The organism is Ruegeria sp. YKSD163, from assembly GCF_059612905.1.
The window spans coordinates 14,343-34,225 of sequence record NZ_JBXWRM010000031.1 but is presented as its reverse complement, the minus strand read 5'-3'; the positions used below and the strand labels follow the sequence as shown (position 1 = coordinate 34,225).

Below are 19,883 nucleotides of genomic sequence, written 5' to 3'. Positions count from 1 at the left end.
CCGCCTGGTCCGGGATCGGGCTGTTCGCCACCGGCGCATCGTTGACGGATGCGACGGTGAGGGTGAGGGTGCCCTCGTCGGTGCCGCCTTCGCCGTCGGAAACGGTATAGGAGAAGCTGTCGGTTCCATGGAACTCAGCGTCGGGCGTATAGATGAGGCTGCCGTCGGGTGTGATCGCGACGCTGCCATGGGCAGGCCGGGTGACTGAGGTGAGGGAGAGCGGGTTACCGTCGACATCAATGTCATTAATCCGCGGGTCGAAGGTGAGTGCGGTGTCCTCTGCGGTGGTGACGCTGTCGTTACCTGCGACGGGGGCGTCGTTGACCGGGGTGACGGTGACGTTAACGACGCCGGACGCAAACCCGCCATTGCCGTCCGAGACTGTATAAACAAAGGTGTCAGTGCCGAAAAAATTCGGGTTCGGTGTATACAAAAACGATCCGTCCGGAGAGATATCCAGCGATCCGTTCTCAGGTGTGGTCGCAATGGTTACGAAGAGTTCATCGCCGTCTATGTCGCTGTCATTGATGAGAACTGAGCCCGAGACAGTACCGTCTTCGTCTATTGTGAACCGATCCGGAACAACATCCGGTACGTCATTCACGGCAAGCACATTGATTGTAACTGTGCCCGAGAGAACTGTTCCGCCGCTTGAAACGACATTGTAAGTAAAAGCGTCGATGCCAAAAAAGTTTGGTTCTGGAGTGTAGGTAAAAAATCCGTCAACTGAAAGTACGACTGCACCATGTTCCGGCGAAGCTTGCACCGAAAAAGTTCCCAAGAGCACCGATCCGGAGTCAAATAAAATTCGTCCTTCTATCGGGGTGTCGTCTCCAGCATCCTCGTTTCCCGTTACGACCAGATCCTGAGGTTCTGGTGCTTGAAAAGGGTCCCGGACATTGTCGATTTGAGGCGCGAGCCTGCCTTCATCAAACGGAGCGTTCCCTCTTGAATCGTCATTAAAATTCAAGTCGTCGTTTTCTGGAACCTGATTTGGTCCAGAGGGTAGGTTCAAGTCATCGATCTGAGGACCGGACGGCGTAAGGTTGAAATTGTGCGATCCGATCTCGACGTAGTTTTCGCCGTTGAGAAGGCGCTGTTGGGCTGCCGCGAAGGCAGCCAGAGCATCGGCAACAAGGTCCGTATCTTCAGCTTCATCACCTACGGCGCGGGGCAGTTCCATTGCAATGCCTTCGACCGAAGAGATGAGCCACGCTGTATCTGTGGCTGTGATGGTTGTGATCAGGTTGTTGTTGAGATCAAAGACGTCGATTATTCCAAGCCGCCCGTCCGGGTCGTAGTTCAGCGCGACTGTCAGCCGCGTGACTTCCTCGACTTTCGAAAGCAGGGCCGACACGTTCGTGCCGCGGATGCCCATGGTCGCTGCCGGCGTGGTGACATCCATGTCTCCAGTCTTGGCCACCTGTCCGGCTATGAAAACGAAACCTCCGTTTATCAGGTTGAACTTTCCGCTGTTGTCGGTTCCCTCGGGTTCGTAGACGAGTTCGTCGATCACCATGCGAGACGATTCGGAAAGCGAAAAGATCGTGCCGTCGGCAAATGTGACGGAGAGGCGCCCATCGCTATCGGTCAGCAGGACTTCGTTGGCATAGATCTTGGTGCCGATGCTCAGATCATCCACCGACCCGTCGAGCCGTTGAACCCGTGCGCCGCCCGATACCAGTTCAACCTGGCCGATGGGTATGGAACCTTGCGCGGTGCCGACTTGAGCCACGAAGGAGTCAAGGCCCGCGCCGGCCAACAGGCGAACGGTCCCGCCTTGCAGAACTCCACCGTCGAAGGAGATCAGGTCGCGCGGGTCAACTTCGGAAAAATAGTTAATGACTCTAAGGGACTGCCCTTCTGTGTCGACAATGTGCAAGTCTGAACCGACCTTGACGAAGTCAGCAGTGAAAAGTTTCAGGTCGGCAGGAATAAATATCGGGCCGTCTTCCGCATGCAAGATTTGCCCGAGGGAATGCTGTGGACTTATATCAAATTCCGCCGTCGCTCGAACCATGATCAAGCTCCGCTGCAAAGAAAATATGTTTCAAAAGGTTAACATAACCGCGCGATTCGGCCTAAGAGAAACAATAATCGGGGAAAAACAAGAGCTTTTGAGGGGAATATTCGTTCAATTTTCTGTTGGGCTCGAAAAAATATGCGTAGGATGAACAATAGACAGCGTTCGGCAAGAGTCAGGGGGGCGCTGCCTTTCGTCAGGCGGGAGAGAACGGAAGATCAAGGTCGTGGCGTTTTGGAGAGCGAGAAAATTCAGTTGGGGCCGCCTCTCGGGGTTCTTGCTCGTCTTTGCTCTCTTATGGTTGCGGATCGTCGACCCGATCTTCGTCGAGCGGTTGCGCTTGCAGGCCTTTGATCAGTTCCAACGTCTGAACCCCCGCGAGATTACACCATATCCAGTTGTAATTCTGGACATAGACGACCGTAGCCTGAAAGAAGTCGGCCAGTGGCCATGGCCAAGAACGACGATCGCGGAGCTGACGGATCGGGTGTTTCAAGCGGGTGCTGCCGCGATGGCCTTCGACATAGTATTTTCGGAGCCTGACCGTTTGTCTCCAGGTTCGGTCGCGGTCGACAACCCCAGCATTTCGAATGAAATTCGGTCCCAGCTGATGCAACTACCCAGCAACGACGCGGTTCTTGCACGGTCTTTTTCCCGCAATCGCGTTGTGCTGGGTGAAACGAGTGTGCGGAGCGGCTTGCAAGCTTCCGAGGTCGAGAGGGACATACAAAAAGTCCCGCATGCGATCATCGGCCCGGATCCAAAACCCTACCTGCTGAAGTTTCCAGAACTGGTTCAGAACTTGCCAATCCTGAACGAGGCCGCACAGGGCCGCGGGGTATTTACAGTTCTGCCCGACGCGGATGGAATTTATCGACGTGTCCCGATTGTAATGATGGTCGAGGGCGCGTTGCGACTCAGTCTTTCTTTGGAGCTTTTGCGTGTCGCGACGGGAGGCGACGCCTTTGCCATTCGGTCCAACGATGCGGGGATAGATGGCGTCGTGGTTGCGGGGCAGGTGATCAGAACCCAAGGCGATGGCACGGTCTGGACGCGATTTTCGGCCTCAGATCCGAACCGCTTCGTCTCTGCCGCAAACCTGCTGCAAGGCAGGGTGCCGCAAAATCGTTTGGCTGGGCATCTGGTGCTGGTCGGAACTTCCGCCATTGGTCTGGAGGATTTTCGCGCAACACCATTGGGTGTGCCGATGGCCGGGGTCGAAATCCATGCGCAGTTGCTCGAAAACGTCCTCGGGGGCACACTGCTGAAACGCGAGAATACCGCCGACGGGAAGGAACTGATAACTGCGGCGGCGCTGACCATTCTTGTCATTGCGCTTGCGCCCATGCTGCACGCCGGTGTCTTGATCATAAGCACTCTGGTGCTGGTATCTGCCTATGGAACCTACGCCTATCTGATGTTCTTTTGGCACGGCGAGTTGGTCGATCCTACCTTTCCGATCGCCGCGACGATGCTGACCGTGATGTTGATGTCCAGCACCAACTACCTGCGCGAAGAACGTCGCAGGAACCGTATCCGGAACGCCTTTGGTCAATACGTGACGCCTGCTCTTGTAGCGCAGCTGACCGACAGCATGGACGCCCTAAAACTGGGAGGAGAACGCCGCGACCTCTCCGTCCTGTTCAGCGATGTGCGCGGATTCACGACGTTGTCGGAAGGGTTCCGCGATGACCCCCAGGGACTTACCAAGTTGATGAACGAGCTTCTCACGGTGATGTCCGAACCGATTTTGAACTCCGGAGGCACGATCGACAAGTTCATGGGGGACGCAGTGATGGCCTTCTGGAACGCTCCGCTAGAGGCGAAGGATCATCCACGCGCCAGTTGTCATGCCGCTCTGGAAATGGTCCGTGCCGTGGATGAGTTCAACCGAAGCAGGATGGAGTCCAGCGTTCCAGGCACCGCGCATCATCCAATCCAGATCGGAGTCGCGGTAAATACAGGTCCCTGCTTCGTCGGGAATATGGGAAGCCGCAGCCGCTTCGACTATACGGCGCTGGGGGATACGGTGAACGTGGCGTCCCGCCTAGAGGGACAGACGAAGCGTTACGGAATGTCGATCATCATCGGCGAGAGAACTGCCCAGATCGTCGATGGCGAGTTCGCGTTGCTTGAACTCGACCTTATTCGGGTCAAAGGCAAGACAGAACCGGAACGGATATATGGTGTGATGGGGGGGGAGCGACTGGCAGGCACAGATGGGTTCAAGGCGTTGTCCGAAGTTGGTGTCGACATGCTGGCTGCCTATCGCACAGGGCAATGGCAGAAAGCACTGGAACTCATCGCGGAACTGGAACGCCAGGCTGCCTGCCTAGATCTGGACCTGCAGGATTATTGCGCTCTGTTCAAAAAACGCTCTGCACGGCTGGCCAAGTTGCCGGAAGATCCCGATTGGGGTGGGGTCTACGATGCTTTGGAAAAGTAACCTCAGCGTTCTCGCATGGCCTCATATTGGGCTCGCCGTATCGGCTTGAGCAGATAATCCATCACGGTTCTCCTGCCTGTGAGGATGTCGACTTTGGCAACCATTCCTGGAGAAATAGGCAATGGATCGTTTGCGGACCCAAGGTAACTCTGGTCTGTTTCCACGACTACCTTGAAAAACTCCGCGCCGTCGTCCGCGGTGATGGTGTCTGCACCGATCCGCGCGACGCGACCCGTCAAGGAACCGTAGATCAGGTAGTCGTATGCCGTAATCTTGATCGAGACCTCGGCCATAGGTTTCACAAACGCGACATCGGTTGGTCGCAGGTAGGCTTCGATGATCAGGCCATCGTCGGCAGGAACGATTTCGGCAAGCGGTTGGCCGGGAGCGACCACGGCGCCGGGCGTGTTTATCGACAGTGCGTTCACCGTGCCGCGTAGTGGCGCTCTTATCATGGTTCGGGCGACCCTGTCACTGGCGGCACGAAGGGTTTCCTCGACAACGGAGAGCTCTAGCTGCAACTGCGCCATCCGCTGCCGCGCGGTCAACAGGTATCCGGAACGCGCCACCTCGATTTCGGATCTGGCTTGAGTAATCGCTGACCGGAGCCGTACTTTGGTCGCCTCGCCTATCGCCAGGTCACCCTCTAGTGCCGCCAATTGCGAGTTCAGACGCAACAGTTCGATCTTGGGAAACACGCCAGAGCGCGTCATGTTGGTGGCCAACTCCACCTCCTCCCTTAGGGGTTCGACCATTTTGTTCCGTTTTAGTTGCTGCGCTTCCAACTCGGCAAGTTCGCTTTGCCGTTGCGAGAGCCGGTCGTACAAGACATCCAACTCGCGCGCTAATTGTTGCTTGCGGATGAAGAACAGTTCCTGTTCCGCTCTGGTGGCCCGGGGGTTCGCGCTGACCAGGTCCTCCGGGAATGCCAGATCATCCGCCATGTTCGACTCGGCGACGAGACGGAACCGTTCCGCCGTCAGGGCGCTGTGGCGCTGCTTCAGTTCGCCCATCTCGGAAGAAAAACGGGTATCATCAATCTGCATGAGCACATCACCCTTCTGGACCATGTCCCCCTCGGAAACGTCGATGCTTTGCACGATTCCACCTTCCAGGCTCTGAACAATCTGGACCTTACTCGACGGGATCACCTGGCCATCGCTGCGTGTGTATTCCTCGATCTCGCTTGAGTTGGCCCAATAGAGGAATACGCCGACTGCTGCAGCGATCAGAAGCAGCAGCCGACGCGATAGTGCGCTACCGGCCCTTTGTCCCATCGAGTTGGGTCGGTTTGTGTAGGTTGCTTCGATGCGCTGTCCAAACATTACGCATCCGCCCGCTGTTCGGGTGCCGTGCCACCGCGTAGCGAGGTCAAGACTTGCTCGCGGGGACCGTCAAGCACGATTTTGCCTTTGTCCAGAACGACAAATCGGTCGGCGACGGCTGCAACCGGTTGTCGGTGCGTACACAGAATCAATCCTGTCGCCCGGTCCAGGTCTTCGCTCAGCCGGCGGCACACCCGCATCTCCATCTCCTGATCCATTGCATTTGTCGGTTCATCGAGGAAAAGAAGCTTTGGCTGGCGCAACAAAAGACGCGCCAGGGAGAGGGCTTGCATCTGTCCACCAGACAGCCGCATGCCCCGGTCTCCGATGTTCAACTCCAGCCCTTCCGGGGTCGCAGAAACGAATTCGTCGAGCCCGGAAAGATAGAGCGCCCGTTCGATTTCGGACTGGCTGCTGTTCGGTCGACCGGTCAGCAGGTTGTCGCGGAGAGTTCCGGTTAAGAATTCGCAGGTCTGGGGCAGATACCCGATCCCTTCACGCAGCTCTGACGGGTCGAACTGGCTCAGATTATGGTTGTCGATCAGTAACGTGCCAGAGTCAGGCACTATCAGACCCGACAGCATCATGCCCAAGGTCGACTTGCCCGAGCCAACCCGCCCCAAAACCGCGACTCTTTCACTTGGGGAGATGACGAGACTGAGCCCGTTCAGGGCGGTTACGCTACTGCCTGGATAGCTGAAGGTAACGTCTCTTAGGCTAATCGCTCCCTTGCGAACTCGCAGGTTCGATCGCACCACTGCGCTCCGTTCGACAGGGGCGGCCATTAGGCTGTCAAGGGCGTGCATTGATTTGCGCGTGTATTGCAGCCTGAAGATGGTCTGAGCAATGGCCGCAAGAGGCGCCAATGCGCGCGCGGACAGAATGTTGGCGGCAATCAGCCCGCCGATGGTTACGTCGCCTTCGATAACAAGGTAGACGCCCCAAAGGATGATCCCGACGCTGGTCAACTGCTGAGTCGCGATGGTCACGCTTTGGGTGAAATTGGCCCAGATGCGCGAATAGCTTCTCAAACGGGTGGAGGCCGCAACCGCTTCCTCCCAATACCGCTGCATTATATGTTCGGCATTCAGCGTCTTGATCGTGGTCACGCCGGACAACGCTTCGGACAGCAGACCCATACGACGGGATTCCACTTCGATTGATGATTTCGCCGCGCGTGCCAGCGGGATTTGCGCCAAAACAGCAGCTGTCAGGGTAATGAAAATCGCAAATAGCGGCACGTAGGCCAGCGGTCCCACGATAAGAAAGAGCGTCCCGATAAAGACGCCGACGAACAAGAAATCGACCGCAGCGATAAAGGATGCAGAAGCAAACAGTTCCCTGATCGATTCATACTCCCGAACCAGTGACGCCAGTCCGGCAGCGCCGATCTGTCGTGCTGTCAGCCGAATGTTCATGACCTGACGAAACAGATCTGATGCGATTTGCATATCAACGCGCCGACTGATCTGTTCCAGAAGGCTGGTCCTGATCTGGCGCAGCAACAGGTCCAGGCCGATCGCGATGCAGACCCCAGCGGCCAGCGTCCAAAGGGTGATGGTCGAATATGTGGGGATCACGCGATCATAGACGTTCATGACAAACAGCGGGAGCGCCAACCCCATCAGGTTTATCAGCAAAGTGGCGATCGTGACATGGAGCCAGCCCCGCCAGTTCCGGCGCACAGGCCTCCAGAACCAAGATGAGCCGGGTGCTTGCGTATCGTCGGCGTAGGTCGCGCGGTAGGGAGCGTTCTCATCTTCCTGCGGAGTGACCAGCAGAAGATCAGGCTTAATGCGCCCTTCGATTATTCGCAGAGTTTGGGTTTCATTAGTTTCCGAACCTGGCTGCCGAGTGGTCACAGTTCGGTTCTTGCTGTCTATCGTGTTTATTATCAGTGGCTTGTTGCGGAGGTCGAATGCTATGCATGGCAATACGACCGGGTCGAGATGACGGAGCTTGGTACGATGTAATCGCGTTCGGAACCCAAGGGTTGCCAGAGCCAATTCCAGATCTTCGGGGTCGTCGAGGTTTGCGCCAGCAGGAAGTCTAGACATGACAGCAGTCGGAGTGAATGGCCGTACGTAAAACTCGGCGAACCATTGCAGCAGCCGCAAACTCGTTTGTTCGCTTGCTCCATGGGACGGGCTTTTAGCGTCTTCGGCGTCAAGGGCCTCGTCCCTGCTTGTATTCTCATTCATCTCTTCATGATCGGCACCGCCCGATCAATGACGTCAAAAGGTTTTTGCGACTCGTTCGCCTGTACTGCCAGCAGCAGTGCTTCTCCCGTACTGTCGATGCCAAAATACTGGGCTAGCCTGCTTTGCGCCGCGAGCATGCGATAGGCGTTGAAGGTGGCTCCCGCTTTTGCGTTGATCAACTCGATGCGAGATCGGAACAACTCGGTCTCGCCAATGAGCAGGTCAAGCAGGCTGCGCGTGTTCAGCTGGAATTCCAGGGTGTATTGCTCAACCAGGTCATTGTTTAGGGCCACCTGCTTGGCGGCGATTGTCGCTATTCTCTGGCTAGACTGATAACTTGACCAAGCGTTTTCGGCAATTTGCTGCACTTCACGCATGGTGGCCATCCGAAGATACAGGGCTTCATTCTGACGTTCTAGCAACGCTGCCCTGCGTTCGGCGCGCCCGCCATTGAAGAGTTTCCAGTCGAGGTCGATACTGATGAACGAGCGATTTTCGTTGCCGCTCGCACCGTCGAGATCTGCCCCGACCGAGGCGCCAGCCCTCAGGTTCACCTTCGGCAAATATTCCGCTTCGTTGGTAAACTTTTCAAACCTCCTGACATCGACATTTGCCTGAGCCTGCTTGACTCGGAAATTGTTCTGGACACTGGATGCAATAAGGGCGTCAAGGCTCGGCGGCAAACTTGGAAGACCCGCAGCATTCAATCCAGGTACGTTCGGTGTCCCTACCAGTTCTCTGTAGCGAGAGCGGGACATCTCCAACTCGTTCGAAATCTCGCTGATGGTGATGCGCAGTGTCTCGACCCGGCTTTCCACTTGCAACTGGTCGCTAAGCGGAAGCTTTCCACCCGAAACCTGTTCTGTAACACGTCGGGCGATATCCAGATGGCGATCGAGGTGATCGTTGGCTGTCGCTAGGATATTCTGGTTGCGCACAATGTCCATGTGGGCCTGCACGACTAACAGTGCCATCGTTTCCGAGGCATCAAGATATTCGAACATGGTTCGGTCCAATTGAGCGGCGCGGGTGAAAACGGTATTAGCCCTTTTGTATCCGTCAAAAAGAGGAAGACTCGCTACCAGGCCGATCTCTCTTGATGTCTTTGTTCGTGCATTGTCGACAACAGACAGCCCGTTTGGATCATCCACGTATTCCGGCCCCAAGCCCGCGAAAACGGAAACCGTTGGAAGATATGTCCCGCGCATCTCAAGCAGTTCAAGCGCGGCGGTTCGGACAGCGGCATCATGCGCCTTGATCGTCGGGTTCGAAGACAGCGCAACCTGAACCGATTTCCTCAATTCGTGCGCGGCTGCAGAGGGAATGCTTTCGACAAGCATGAAAGATAGGATTAATGCGGAAAAAATGGTACGTATCATCAAAGTCGTCCCTATTCACATCCACCAAAGATACATAAAAATTAACATTTAGCATCTCAAATCCGGTGTCGGCGGGCAGAAAGACTGCGATCCAGACCGCACTTTCAGTGGCATGTTGATGTGGTTTTCGTGAAGATTGACGGCGAGCGTCACTACTTGCCGAGAAAATTCGGCCTCCGCATCCACTTAACCATGGGGAGGGTGCTGTCAAAGCAAACCGACTTGAGGCGGGGAGGGCGGTATAGTGACGTCCGGCCATGACCAGACGATCGTCATTTTGCTATTTTAAGTCCTGCCCAGGGCGGTGTCAGAGGGACTCCGGTTGAGGCGGGCAGGGTGGTCTCGTAGCCTTTGAACATGCCGAAACGCGATCCGTTCAAATACCTCCACAGCAGCTCGGAGGTCATTCGTCTGGCGGTGATGCTGTACGTCAGATTTCCGCTGTCGCGGCGCAATGTCGAGGATCTGCTTCACGAGCGCGGCGTGGATGTCCGCCACGAAACGGTCCGGTTCTGGTGGCAACGGTTTGGTCTGATGTTCGCGTCCGAAATCCGCATGAAGCGCGCAGATCGGCTCCGGTCCTAGCCGCAGTGGAGTTGGCACCTGGATGAGATGTTTGTGAAGATCAATGGAGAACGGGGCGCTGTCAAACCAAATGGGCTTAACGAGTGCGGCCGCTCTGGGCTCCTTTGGGGCATCCCAAATAGCTGGCCCCGCCGTCGACTTACTCTAAATCAACTCAAGGAAACCAGCGTCTCGACCGACGTCTCTGGTCTTGCGGAGTTTGCGGATGGCCGATCCTAGACCGAAAGATGTCAAGACCGACACTCGCCGGCTGAGTGACCGGGAACTGGAGTATTCGGAGGCGTCTTCCAGTATCCCAGTGCGGATTGTGCTTGTCTTAGGGAGTGCGCCGGATTCTGTTCGTTGCCGGGATTGGCCCAAGCTGGGCGTGTCGGACATTGTTGCGATCAATAATGCCTGGCGGCTGCGGGATGATTGGGACTACGTCGTTGCGCCTGACGATTTTCCACCCGACCGGTGGCCATCATCCGTGGCAGAGCATCAGCGGCTGATTACATCTCGTGACTACGTTCCTGCGAACAATCTTTTCGGCGGCGTCTTCTATGCGGGTGGGACAATGGCGTTCACCGCTGGCTACTGGGCCCTTGCCACGTTGCGACCGACCGTAATGGGGTTCCTTGGCTGCGACATGGTCTACTCCAACGCAAGCCGGACACACTTCTATGGAAACGGTCAAGCCGACCCTTTGCGGCGCGATCCAAGCCTTCGCAACCTGGAGGCCAAATCTGCTCGCTTGATGCTACATGCGCATCAAATGGGATGCGCATGTGTACGGCTTTCTTTCGGCGAAAGCAGGCTCGTCTTCCCGAGCGTGATTTTCGAGGAGCTTGCAGACAAACCGCGCAATCCAACGGGCTTTAATAGTCCTCTGTTCGACGCGGCAAAGAAGCGGGAAGAGGATTTGGGATATGTCATCCCCTCGGGAAGGTACTGGGAAGCAACCGTCCCTTACGAGGTTGAGGAAATCGACGCGCTCGATCAGATGTGGCTCATGGCGGCAGGCATTGGCAAACCCGCGCTGTAGCCGCAAGGCGTTCGGTGAAACATCGGTTTCGGCCTGCGTCGTCAGTTACCATGTCCGCTTTTAGCGCATTGCGCCGCAAGAGCCAGGTTGGCCCAGAGAGTATTTTGTTGAGAGCACCCTTTTCCGGTGTGGCCGGAACGTGCGCTCTACCGACGTGGAAACACCAATTCAGGGGACTTCCATCGTCTTTCTCCGTGCTCGACGCAGCGACGTGACGGACTAGATAGACAGTGCATATAGGCGGTTTCTAAGGCTGCTTCGGACCCATAGGTAATACATGTCGATAATGCGTCGCTCCTTTCTTTTTGGCTCTGTTGCACTGGCCGCATGCACGCGCGTGCCGACCTCACCCAAAGGGCCGCGCGACCCGATCACACTCGATCAGGCATTCTCGGGAAATTCGACCGGCGCAGGTGTCTTCAGAGTCCACCTGACAGGCAAAGAGCGAAGATTCACAGCGCGCCTTGACGGTCGAGTTGACGACGATCGTCTGACGGTCGTGGAAGACTTCTTCTATGACGATGGCGAGCAAAATCGCCTGACATGGGTTTTTGACCGAGCAGGGTCTGGCAAGTGGACGGGGCGGCGGGAAGACACGGTAGGGGTGGCGAATGTCGTGGAGACTGGAAACGAGATCCGGCTCTCCTATCTGGCCGATTTCCGGTCAGGAGACGAAGTGACCAGACTGGGCTTCGAGGATGTCATCTATTTCGATCCCGATGGTAGGGTAATCAACGATGCGATCGTGACACGTCTTGGCATTCCGGTCGGGCGCGTGCGCTTTGAAATGCAACGGCTTTGAGAGCACACGAGCCGCTGAACCGGACCTAGTAACTGCCATTGCTCACCGTGGCAGGAGGCGCAAATGACAGGCCAACGAAAGCGGCGATGCAGCGATTTGACCGGGCAAGTCAGCACGGTTTGGGTCATGCGCTCGAAACGAGGCCGTCTGCTCGCCGTGCTCGGTTTGGATGGCCGCAGTGAGACCTAAGTGAACTTTACAAGTCCAATAGGCAAGACAGGACGTAGCGCGGTAGCAGACCGCTAGTCCAACATCGGGTCTACAATCCCAAATCGCTCAATCGCCTATTTTGCCGAACGGCGAGAGCATCAATTTCTGCAATTGTCGCCGCCGTGAGTGCCGGTCCGGGCTTGCGAAGCGTGGAATGTTGAATGATGCCCTGGCGGACCAGAGAGTGCTTTCGGATTGCCAACCCCAGACCCGGCTGCGCCTCGTATCGGATCATTGGCAAATAGGCATCGAAAATATCACGTGCACGATCCAGATCCCCAGCTTCAAAAGCGTCGAGAACCTGCCGCATCATCTCGGGATATCCAAACCCAGTCATCGCGCCATCTGCTCCCCGCAGCAATTCTTCTACCAGGTACATCCCCCCATTGCCGCACAGGATCGAGATACGGCGCGATCCTGCATCGGATGCGTTGCGCAGCGTCGTTATCTTTTCCAGACCGGGCCAGTCCTCGTGTTTGAGCATCACGCAGGTCGGGCAGTCTTCGACAATTTTCAGGATGACCGAGGGTGAGATTTGCACACCTGTTGCAAGCGGGAAGTCCTGCAGCACAAACGGAATTTTCCCCAGCGCGTCTGCCGTGTTGTGGAAATAGCTGACAATCTGTGCGTCCGTCTGCAGGCCCATGGGGGGCGCCACCATGACGCCCACTGCGCCCGCATCCATGGCTTCGTTGCTCAGCGCAGTCATTGCCGCAAACCCGGGCGCAGAAACGCCGACAACAACCGGCACCGTGCACCGGGATGTCACGCGTTGAACTACTGACACGGATTCTGCAGCCGATAGCTTTCCGGCCTCTCCCATCATCCCAAGGATCGTCAGGCCGTTTGCACCCTTTTCGATATAGGCGTCGATCATGCGATCGATGCTGTCGAAATCGAGCGCGCCATCCGGCAAGAACGGCGTGGCGGCGATGGTGAAAACACCTTGGGTGGATTCATCAAGCATGGTCAGTTCTCTGTACCTTATGTGATAGGTTCAGGCGGATTTGCCCCAAGGCCATATTCACTGCAGCTTGCGCAGGGTCGACAACCGGAAGGCCCGTGGCGTCCTGCAAAGGGCCGCGAAACCGGGCCATGCCGGCACAGCCCATGATCAGAACATCAGCCCCGTCTTCGTCGCGCAGCCTTTTGCCGGTTGCAATCATGGCATCGAGGCTTTTGCCATCCTCGGCCAGATCTGCAACGCTTAGACCAAGAGCTCGGTCGCCTGCCAACCGACCTGACACGCCCATCGCCCCAAAGGCCCGCAGATGACGCGGAATGGAGGCAGGCAGAATGGCGATAACGCCAAACTTGTGGCCCAAGGTCAGCGCCGTCATGACAGACGCCTCTTGGATACCGACCACGGGCAGAGAGGTCTGGTCGCGCAGCGCGTGCAGCCCTGGATCACCAAAACAGGCGATCACATAGCCCGCGGCATCGTTTTGAGCGGCCGCCAGTTCCAGCATCGGCGCGATGGTCAGATCCGCCTGTTGCTGAGATTCGATGCCCGGTGGGCCTTCTGCAAGGGTCAGGCACCGGATGGGAATTCCGAAGCTGCGCAAGGGATCAATCGCCATATCGATCCCGTCAGTCACTGTCTGTGATGAATTTGGGTTGATGACGACCAGCGCGTTCATGCGCCGGCCCGCGTCGCAGTTTGGATCTCGATCTGATAGCCCTCGGGATCGTTGAACACGAAAGCCCTGATACCGATTTCGTCGTTTACAAAGAGTTGAGACAATCCATCCAGCTGTTTGGCTTTTGCATAAGCGTACCAGTCATCCACGTCGGGCACGCGGATGCAGAGCTGCACTGGTTTGATCGCGGCCCATTTGTTCATTCCCTTGGTCTCGTCAACAAGGCCGACATGCGCGCCCGGGCAGATCCGGTAGATCTTGCACCAGCCCTGATCAATCGCCAGCGGGAGGCCGAGGATATCCTCGTAAAACCGCATCGCTTGCGGCAGATCTCGAAAATAGAAGAACGTGATCGCCAGTTCACTGGGCGCTTCGGGTCGGCTGGTATTGGTTGCGCTCAATTGGCGTGCCCCCTTGGCTTTGTGGCCAGAACTGGTCGGTCGATCCACTGGCCGCTTCCCGGCTCGCCAAGAAAGTTACCATTCTCCACAAGCGGCGCTCCGCGGAGGATGACGTGTTCCGGCCAGCCTGTCACACGGTGTCCTTCCCAGGGGTTATAACCCACATTGTCATGCAAATCGTTGGCCTTGTAGGTCACGGTTTTTGCGGGGTCCCAAACAACGATGTCCGCATCCAACCCTTCGGCAATCGCGCCTTTGTTCTTCAACCCATAGAGCTTTGCCGGAGCGTGTGACGTCAGTTGGACAAAGGCTTCGGGCCCGCCGCGCCCTTCTGTCACCATTTCGTTGAAGAGAAGTGGCAGTCGCGTTTCCAATCCTGGCAGCCCGTTGGCGATCTGATGGAAACCAGAGTTTGGACCGGCCGACAATTTGCCCGTCTCATCGAAACGATAGGGCGCGTGATCCGACGAGACGAGACTGAGTGTTCCGTTCAGAAGCGCAGTCCACAAAGCGTCCTGATCCGGTTTGGTCCGCTGCGGGGGCGAACACATCCACTTGGCGCCCTCCAGTCCCGGCTTGTCCAAAACGGCTTCTGTCATGAAAAGGTAATGCGGACAGGTCTCCGCCCAGACCGGAGTACCCCGCGCCTGGGCCGCTTGAACAGCCGCAGCCCCTTCCTGCGTCGAAATGTGAAAAAGCATCACGGGCTGGTCTAAGTATTCGGCAAACCGGCAAATGCGTTCTACCGCTTCGATTTCTGCCATTTTGGGGCGAGACCGCGCGTGAACCTTTGGGGAGGTTTGCCCAGCGCTGATCAACTGGTCCCGTGCTTGGGAGATGATCGCGTCGTTTTCCGCATGAACGCAGACCAAAGCACCACATTCCCGGGCTTTCTGAAAAATCCGCAGCAACTGAGCATCGTTTAATTGGATATTGTAGGTCGTGAAAACCTTGAGGGACCTGTGACCCGCGCCAATCAGTTTGACCAGATCATCATCGAAGCCCGCAACGTTGGTGTCGGTCAACGTGATGTGAAAGGCATAGTCGATCATCGCCCCTCTGGACGCGCGCGCGGCATAGTCGGAAATGGTCTCAGACAGCGTTTGGCCTTTTGCCTGTGCCGCGAATGAGATGACACTGGTGGTGCCGCCCATCGCCGCCGATTTTGTGGCGGTTTCAAACGTATCGGCATTCCACTGTCCCATGCCGGACATCTGCTCAATATGAGCATGCGGATCTACCCCGCCGGGCATCACCCATTTCCCCTCGGCCGCAATCTGCGCTTTCGCATTTGCGACTGGTGTGCCGACAGAAATGATCTTGCCATTTGAAACTGCTACGTCACCGCGCACAACCCCATCAGGCGTAACAACCCATCCATCTTGAATTAAAAGATCTATCCCATCAGTCAAAATCTTTGCCCGTCGCGAGTTTAGAATCTCATCTTGAAGAATGCCCTCTATTCGAGCCGATGCAAAGCGTTCCGTAAGTTCAGGTCGACGGCAAATGCCGAGAAGCCGCCACGGCTTTCCAAGTTTGCTGAAAGGCCAGATGTGTGCTTTCCACCTTTCGCATCAGGTGCTGCACCAAGCACCGAGGTCTGCTCTGGGCTCGGAGCCGCCGAATGTTCGCGCAGCAAGCGCCTCCGAGAAGGCGCAACGGAACCGGCCATCGGCAATTTTGTGCAAGCCTTTGATCTTCGGTCGTCTCGTTCAAAGCTCGGTCGTTCGAATCCCATGAGCCGATGTTCGTGCCGAAAGCAGCGAATGCGGGCACAGAGCCCATCTTGACCAATGCTGCGACCCGCCCGAACCGGCGCAAAGCGCGGTTTGCAGACTCAGCCCATGAAAGAGTCGGCCGCGTGTTATCGATCCCCGGCCACCCAGACGCTGCAACGCAGCTTCACCGAACCGGCCGTTCGTTCGCTCTGCAGCATGAAAAGCCGGATAATCGACAGCTGTGCAGAGATTGTGTTGAAAAACTCTGTGTTTGGACCGAGGTTACCAAATTCATGGAATATCTTCCCGCCGAAGCTCGCTTTTTCGAACGTAGTTTCCTGAGGGCTAAATCGGAGGGGCGTTGTTCCAAGATTTTGGTGTGAATTTCGCGGCGTCGAGTTTTTCAACACAATCCGAACAAATCTGTCGTTCGCCGTCGACGCCAGAAAACGCGTTTTGACTATCAAACATGGCAGGGTGACAAGAATCCAAGGGTCTGTGATGCTGGGTCGAAAATGCGGGGAGGACGAAGTGGCGCTTAAATTGACAGTTCACTTGCCAACTCATCAGAAGCTTCCGGCGATCAACCCGGAACGGAATGGAGGCGCCTGCAAGACGGAAAACGACGCTCACGGCATAACGTCTACTGATCGCATGGCGCCTCCGCGCGAGAGTAAAGTCCTTGAACTGTGAAACGATCGGGGAGGGTTGAAGATGTCACGAAACAGGATCATCCGAACGGTCATGAACAACGGTTTGTCGCTGAGGTTGGGCACGCAGAGGTCGCTGTTGGCCATTGGTACGCTGATGGTCTTAAGCCTGCATCCTGCGGGGCAACTGGCCTCTGAAGAAGCCTATGCGATCCCAGAAGGTTTGACACCGGTTTCCACCTGGAAACGTGGGTTCACTGCACAGGACGCGGAGCGGTTCAGAACAGGGTACAGGGCAATCGACTTTTGGTCCGGCACAGACAGCACGGTCTTCACCTATTTGAACTTGTCAGAGGTGTTGAACACAATGCATGTTGCGCGAAGCGGCGATGTGGTCGGCTTGGAAAATGCTCCTCTGCCGGCAGTGGCAAACATTGTTGCCACCACTCAGCTCGGAACCATGCCCCTCTGGGAGGCGATCTCCGATCCGCGCTCTCGGGTGCAGGCCATGGTTGTCGTTCACAAGGGGCGTATTGTCTTCGAAGACTATCCGGGCATGCAGCCGTTTCACCGTCATTCTTGGAATTCCGCGTCGAAACCGATCACCGGGCTGCTCATCCATCAGCTCGTGTACGAAGGCGTCGTGGATTTGAGTGAGCCGGTTTCGCGGTACCTTCCGTTCACATCTGGTATACCTGTTGGGGCGATCTCTGTCGCGGACGTTTTGCATCAGCGCACCGGTCTGGACTATGAGGAAACCAATACCTCGATTTCGGATCCGAACCACGCGATCGGCTTTGGTTTTTCCCGAGCGCTGGCCGGACGGAACGAACCTGTGCAGGTGTCGATTTTGGAAGCGCTTTCGAAGGTCGGTCAGGTGCGCGCGCCGGGGACAGCTTTCCAATACTCTTCTTACAACACGCAGATTCTGGGCCTGATTGTAGAGGCGGTGACGCAGCGACCCCTCAATGAGGTGATCAGTGCGCGCATCTGGCGCGCGGCAGGCATGGAGGGCGATGCCTTGCTCGGTTTGTCTTCGGCCGGGGAGGCGTTGGCGGCAGGCGCGTTTTCCTCAAGGTTGAGGGATTTCGCCCGTTTCGGCATGCTATTCACGCCCAGCGGGCGCAAAGCGTCGGGCGCGCCTGTCGTGCCGGAGAGTTATCTGGCGGATGTATATGCCGCCGCCAACCCCGATATCTATCTTGAAGGTGTGCAGGGTAACCGCATGGTCGCCGGTTTCGGACGGGAAGGCGCGCCCTTAGGGGCTGCATATCAATGGGACGCGGTGTTCGAGGATGGGGACCTTTTTAAGGCCGGCATCAATGGTCAGGGCCTCTATGTATCTCCGGTTACAGATACGGTAATTGCATATTTTTCAACGACTTTTGCGAATTCGCTCTATCTGATCGCCTACCCGCGCGCGATTGTGAATGACCTGTTTCGCTGACGGGGCGGGGGTTTGGGGTATAGAAAAGCTCTGAACTGCGACAGGTCTCCAAGGCAACTCGACGACCACCGCGTCACGCGTGGAGTTGTTCGCGCGATGCGAATACCGCAATAAGCAGCATTGTTAAAACTGCGCCAAAGGCATTGAAACCAAGGTCGAGCGCCGTGTTGAGATAGCCACCGACATTTGTCTCTGGAACAGACAGCACCGCAATAAATTCGATGATCTCATTGACCGCGCCGAGACCCATGGATGCCAACGCTGGAAAGATCAGGATGGTTTTTGTGCCGATCATCTGCGGAAAAATCCTGCGCAGCAGATGCCAGAGAACCCACGCTGTGACGCCAAATCCGAACGTATGAACGACCTGATCGTATTTCAACAACCTCATTTCGCCGTCTGCGGGCGTAATCGGGACGAGTTGCAGCGAATAGAGCACCGAACCGTCAACCGGAACGCCACCTCCTGCCATATGCAAAAACCCCCATGCCGACAGTGCCCATAACATGGTGACCGGATATTCAGCGGTTCTCAGGCTTTTCCCGACAAGGCCGATGAGAACCAGCATCGAAACGACATAGACGACGAATTCGTAATTACCGCTGGATACAAACCAGATCGTGAAGACGACAACATAGCCGACGGTGAAGACCGCGACCGGGCGCTCGTTTTTGTGTAGGTCCATCTGGGCACTGTCCTCATTGCTTTCGTTGCTCTATCTCTCGAAGCTCTTGACAATGTTCCAGAGTCTGCGCGTCGGTTCCAGGGTGCGGCTATCGCTGACCGTTGACCCACAAGTCGCTTTCGAAGTTGGGGCGTTCTTCAAGCTCCGCCTGGAGTTCAAATGACACTCCGTCCCGCCAGACCGTCAGGCTGATGACATCGCTGATCTCAAGGGCTCCAACCGTTTTCAGCGCGTCCTCGCGCGAACGTATCGGCTCTCCGTTCACATGGGTGATGACATCGCCCCCGATAAGAATTTCGGAAACACCCCACATCACGGGAAGGAAACCACCTTTGATCCCAATTTTATCGGCTGCGGACCCCGGTTCGACGGTTTCGACCATGAACCCTTCAGGAACGCTGGCCGGGTCCGTCAGGAGCAGCGTGGCAATCAAGGGCGTCATCATTTGCCCGTAAAGACCGTGCCACGGGCGCGAGACATAACCCTTTTCTTCAATTTCCCCGACCAGAGGCATTATGCTGTCGATCGGCAAGGCATAGCCTATGTTTTCGGCCTGCGGGTGACTACTAATCATTGACACCAAGCCGATGATCCGTCCGCAATCGTCAAGCAACGCACCTCCGGAGTTTCCGGGGCTGACTGCCGCGTCGGTCTGAATGTACCGCGCGGTCCAAGACAGCGTATTGAGCGGGATCTGCCGGTCGAGTCCCGAGACCAGCCCCTCGCTCAGCGTGAGCCCGACACCGAGCGGATAGCCCAGAACATAGGCGCCTTGCCCGACATCGAGATCGTTATATGCGCCAAACTCAGGTGCGACGAAGTTGCGCTCGTAGAACGGCACACGGAGCAACGCCAGATCAAGGACTGGATCGCCCCCCAGCAACTGGGCCTCGAAAGCCCAGTCGTTTGTGCTCGCACCGATGAGTTTTGCTCCCTGCACCACGTGATAATTCGTTAGAATGAGACCCGGTTCGATTTCGATGCCAGACCCTATTCCAGGCCGCACACGTTCTAACACTCTATGCTGATCAATACTGAAGCTGATTATCTTTACAATATTGTCAGCTATCCTCTCGTAGACTTCTGTCGCCGAAAACGTACAGTCCGGTTCTTTGGCGGTGACACTCAAGGCCAGCGCTGACGCAATCATTGATGCACAGAAAGTTTTGAGAAATTTCAGCATCACCACCTTTTCCCCTCCACCTGCGTTCAGACAAAAAGATACAACAAGTGACATAGGCGGGAATTGATCGGTGTCAGATGGCCCGACGGAACAATTGAGCTCCGTGGCTGGAGTACTTCCGGTAAGGGCTCGTCACTGCCGATCACCGCGTTCGAGACGAACTT

Annotated in this window: 15 protein-coding genes and 1 pseudogene; 6 read left to right on the top strand and 10 right to left on the bottom strand. The window is 56.4% G+C overall.

What is annotated here, in order from left to right; genetic code table 11:
• Nucleotides 1-1,963, bottom strand: a 1,963-nt coding sequence (locus AC2FNA_RS22845; RefSeq protein WP_496830558.1) for a tandem-95 repeat protein, incomplete at its 3' end; no start/stop codon positions are given.
• 337 nt (nucleotides 1,964-2,300) lie between these two features.
• Between AC2FNA_RS22845 and AC2FNA_RS22840 the strand changes: the two genes are divergently transcribed.
• Nucleotides 2,301-4,469, top strand: coding sequence for a CHASE2 domain-containing protein (locus AC2FNA_RS22840; RefSeq protein WP_496830557.1), 2,169 nt, complete (start codon nucleotides 2,301-2,303; stop codon nucleotides 4,467-4,469).
• Between the two features lie 2 nt (nucleotides 4,470-4,471).
• Here the strand turns inward: AC2FNA_RS22840 and AC2FNA_RS22835 are convergent, their stop codons facing one another.
• The 3 genes from AC2FNA_RS22835 to AC2FNA_RS22825 are packed head-to-tail and all read right to left on the bottom strand — an operon-like array spanning nucleotide 4,472 to nucleotide 9,374.
• A complete protein-coding gene (locus tag AC2FNA_RS22835) occupies nucleotides 4,472-5,794 on the bottom strand; it encodes an HlyD family type I secretion periplasmic adaptor subunit (RefSeq protein WP_496830556.1) in 1,323 nt (440 codons plus the stop codon).
• Complete coding sequence (locus AC2FNA_RS22830; protein WP_496830554.1) at nucleotides 5,794-7,995, bottom strand: type I secretion system permease/ATPase; 2,202 nt, start codon at nucleotides 7,993-7,995, stop codon at nucleotides 5,794-5,796. Before AC2FNA_RS22830 ends, AC2FNA_RS22835 begins: the two co-directional genes overlap by 1 nt.
• Nucleotides 7,992-9,374, bottom strand: coding sequence for a TolC family protein (locus tag AC2FNA_RS22825; RefSeq protein ID WP_496830552.1), 1,383 nt, complete (start codon nucleotides 9,372-9,374; stop codon nucleotides 7,992-7,994). Before AC2FNA_RS22825 ends, AC2FNA_RS22830 begins: the two co-directional genes overlap by 4 nt.
• 357 nt (nucleotides 9,375-9,731) lie before the next feature.
• Between AC2FNA_RS22825 and AC2FNA_RS22820 the strand changes: the two are divergent.
• The 3 genes and pseudogenes from AC2FNA_RS22820 to AC2FNA_RS22810 all read left to right on the top strand — a co-directional run.
• Nucleotides 9,732-9,891, top strand: a pseudogene (locus tag AC2FNA_RS22820) (IS6 family transposase); the annotation flags it as partial.
• A 273-nt stretch (nucleotides 9,892-10,164) separates the two neighbouring features.
• On the top strand, nucleotides 10,165-10,983 hold the full coding sequence (locus AC2FNA_RS22815; protein WP_496830550.1) for a hypothetical protein: 819 nt from the start codon (nucleotides 10,165-10,167) through the stop codon (nucleotides 10,981-10,983).
• Between the two features lie 277 nt (nucleotides 10,984-11,260).
• Nucleotides 11,261-11,785, top strand: coding sequence for a DUF3833 family protein (locus tag AC2FNA_RS22810; RefSeq protein ID WP_496830548.1), 525 nt, complete (start codon nucleotides 11,261-11,263; stop codon nucleotides 11,783-11,785).
• A 259-nt stretch (nucleotides 11,786-12,044) separates the two neighbouring features.
• On the opposite strand, the gene AC2FNA_RS22805 is transcribed toward AC2FNA_RS22810, so the two are convergent.
• Genes AC2FNA_RS22805 through hydA form a run of 4 tightly spaced genes read right to left on the bottom strand, consistent with a single transcriptional unit; the run spans nucleotide 12,045 to nucleotide 15,388 of the window.
• A complete protein-coding gene (locus tag AC2FNA_RS22805; RefSeq protein WP_496830546.1) occupies nucleotides 12,045-12,962 on the bottom strand; it encodes a dihydrodipicolinate synthase family protein in 918 nt (305 codons plus the stop codon).
• Entirely contained in the window at nucleotides 12,955-13,635 is a 681-nt protein-coding gene (locus AC2FNA_RS22800; RefSeq protein WP_496830544.1) for an aspartate/glutamate racemase family protein, read from the bottom strand. The genes AC2FNA_RS22805 and AC2FNA_RS22800 overlap by 8 nt, the downstream gene beginning before the upstream one ends.
• A complete protein-coding gene (locus AC2FNA_RS22795; RefSeq protein ID WP_496830541.1) occupies nucleotides 13,632-14,084 on the bottom strand; it encodes a VOC family protein in 453 nt (150 codons plus the stop codon). Before AC2FNA_RS22795 ends, AC2FNA_RS22800 begins: the two co-directional genes overlap by 4 nt.
• Entirely contained in the window at nucleotides 14,033-15,388 is a 1,356-nt protein-coding gene (gene hydA / locus AC2FNA_RS22790) for a dihydropyrimidinase (protein ID WP_496830539.1), read from the bottom strand. The genes AC2FNA_RS22795 and hydA overlap by 52 nt, the downstream gene beginning before the upstream one ends.
• 392 nt (nucleotides 15,389-15,780) lie before the next feature.
• Here hydA and AC2FNA_RS22785 point away from each other — a divergent pair, with 392 nt between their 5' ends.
• On the top strand, nucleotides 15,781-16,137 hold the full coding sequence (locus AC2FNA_RS22785; RefSeq protein ID WP_496830537.1) for a hypothetical protein: 357 nt from the start codon (nucleotides 15,781-15,783) through the stop codon (nucleotides 16,135-16,137).
• Between the two features lie 361 nt (nucleotides 16,138-16,498).
• A complete protein-coding gene (locus AC2FNA_RS22780; RefSeq protein ID WP_496830536.1) occupies nucleotides 16,499-17,851 on the top strand; it encodes a serine hydrolase domain-containing protein in 1,353 nt (450 codons plus the stop codon).
• A 73-nt stretch (nucleotides 17,852-17,924) separates the two neighbouring features.
• Here AC2FNA_RS22780 and AC2FNA_RS22775 read toward each other — a convergent pair whose 3' ends face one another.
• Together AC2FNA_RS22775 and AC2FNA_RS22770 are read right to left on the bottom strand one after the other, a co-directional pair.
• Entirely contained in the window at nucleotides 17,925-18,536 is a 612-nt protein-coding gene (locus AC2FNA_RS22775; RefSeq protein WP_496830534.1) for a DUF2238 domain-containing protein, read from the bottom strand.
• An 88-nt stretch (nucleotides 18,537-18,624) separates the two neighbouring features.
• Nucleotides 18,625-19,773 (bottom strand): S1C family serine protease, encoded by a 1,149-nt coding sequence (locus tag AC2FNA_RS22770; protein WP_496830532.1) that lies wholly within the window; start codon nucleotides 19,771-19,773, stop codon nucleotides 18,625-18,627.
• Nucleotides 19,774-19,883 lie beyond the last annotated feature (110 nt).

Bases quoted from the DNA above. Each gene is read 5' to 3' on its own strand.
- AC2FNA_RS22780 (WP_496830536.1), top strand. From the start codon at position 16,499: ATGAACAACGGTTTGTCGCTGAGGTTGGGCACGCAGAGGTCGCTGTTG.
- AC2FNA_RS22770 (WP_496830532.1), bottom strand. From the start codon at position 19,773: ATGTCACTTGTTGTATCTTTTTGTCTGAACGCAGGTGGAGGGGAAAAG.
- AC2FNA_RS22800 (WP_496830544.1), bottom strand. From the start codon at position 13,635: ATGAACGCGCTGGTCGTCATCAACCCAAATTCATCACAGACAGTGACT.
- AC2FNA_RS22835 (WP_496830556.1), bottom strand. From the start codon at position 5,794: ATGTTTGGACAGCGCATCGAAGCAACCTACACAAACCGACCCAACTCG.
- AC2FNA_RS22830 (WP_496830554.1), bottom strand. From the start codon at position 7,995: ATGAATGAGAATACAAGCAGGGACGAGGCCCTTGACGCCGAAGACGCT.
- AC2FNA_RS22775 (WP_496830534.1), bottom strand. From the start codon at position 18,536: ATGGACCTACACAAAAACGAGCGCCCGGTCGCGGTCTTCACCGTCGGC.
- AC2FNA_RS22810 (WP_496830548.1), top strand. From the start codon at position 11,261: ATGTCGATAATGCGTCGCTCCTTTCTTTTTGGCTCTGTTGCACTGGCC.
- AC2FNA_RS22785 (WP_496830537.1), top strand. From the start codon at position 15,781: ATGTTCGTGCCGAAAGCAGCGAATGCGGGCACAGAGCCCATCTTGACC.
- AC2FNA_RS22805 (WP_496830546.1), bottom strand. From the start codon at position 12,962: ATGCTTGATGAATCCACCCAAGGTGTTTTCACCATCGCCGCCACGCCG.
- AC2FNA_RS22825 (WP_496830552.1), bottom strand. From the start codon at position 9,374: ATGATACGTACCATTTTTTCCGCATTAATCCTATCTTTCATGCTTGTC.
- AC2FNA_RS22815 (WP_496830550.1), top strand. From the start codon at position 10,165: ATGGCCGATCCTAGACCGAAAGATGTCAAGACCGACACTCGCCGGCTG.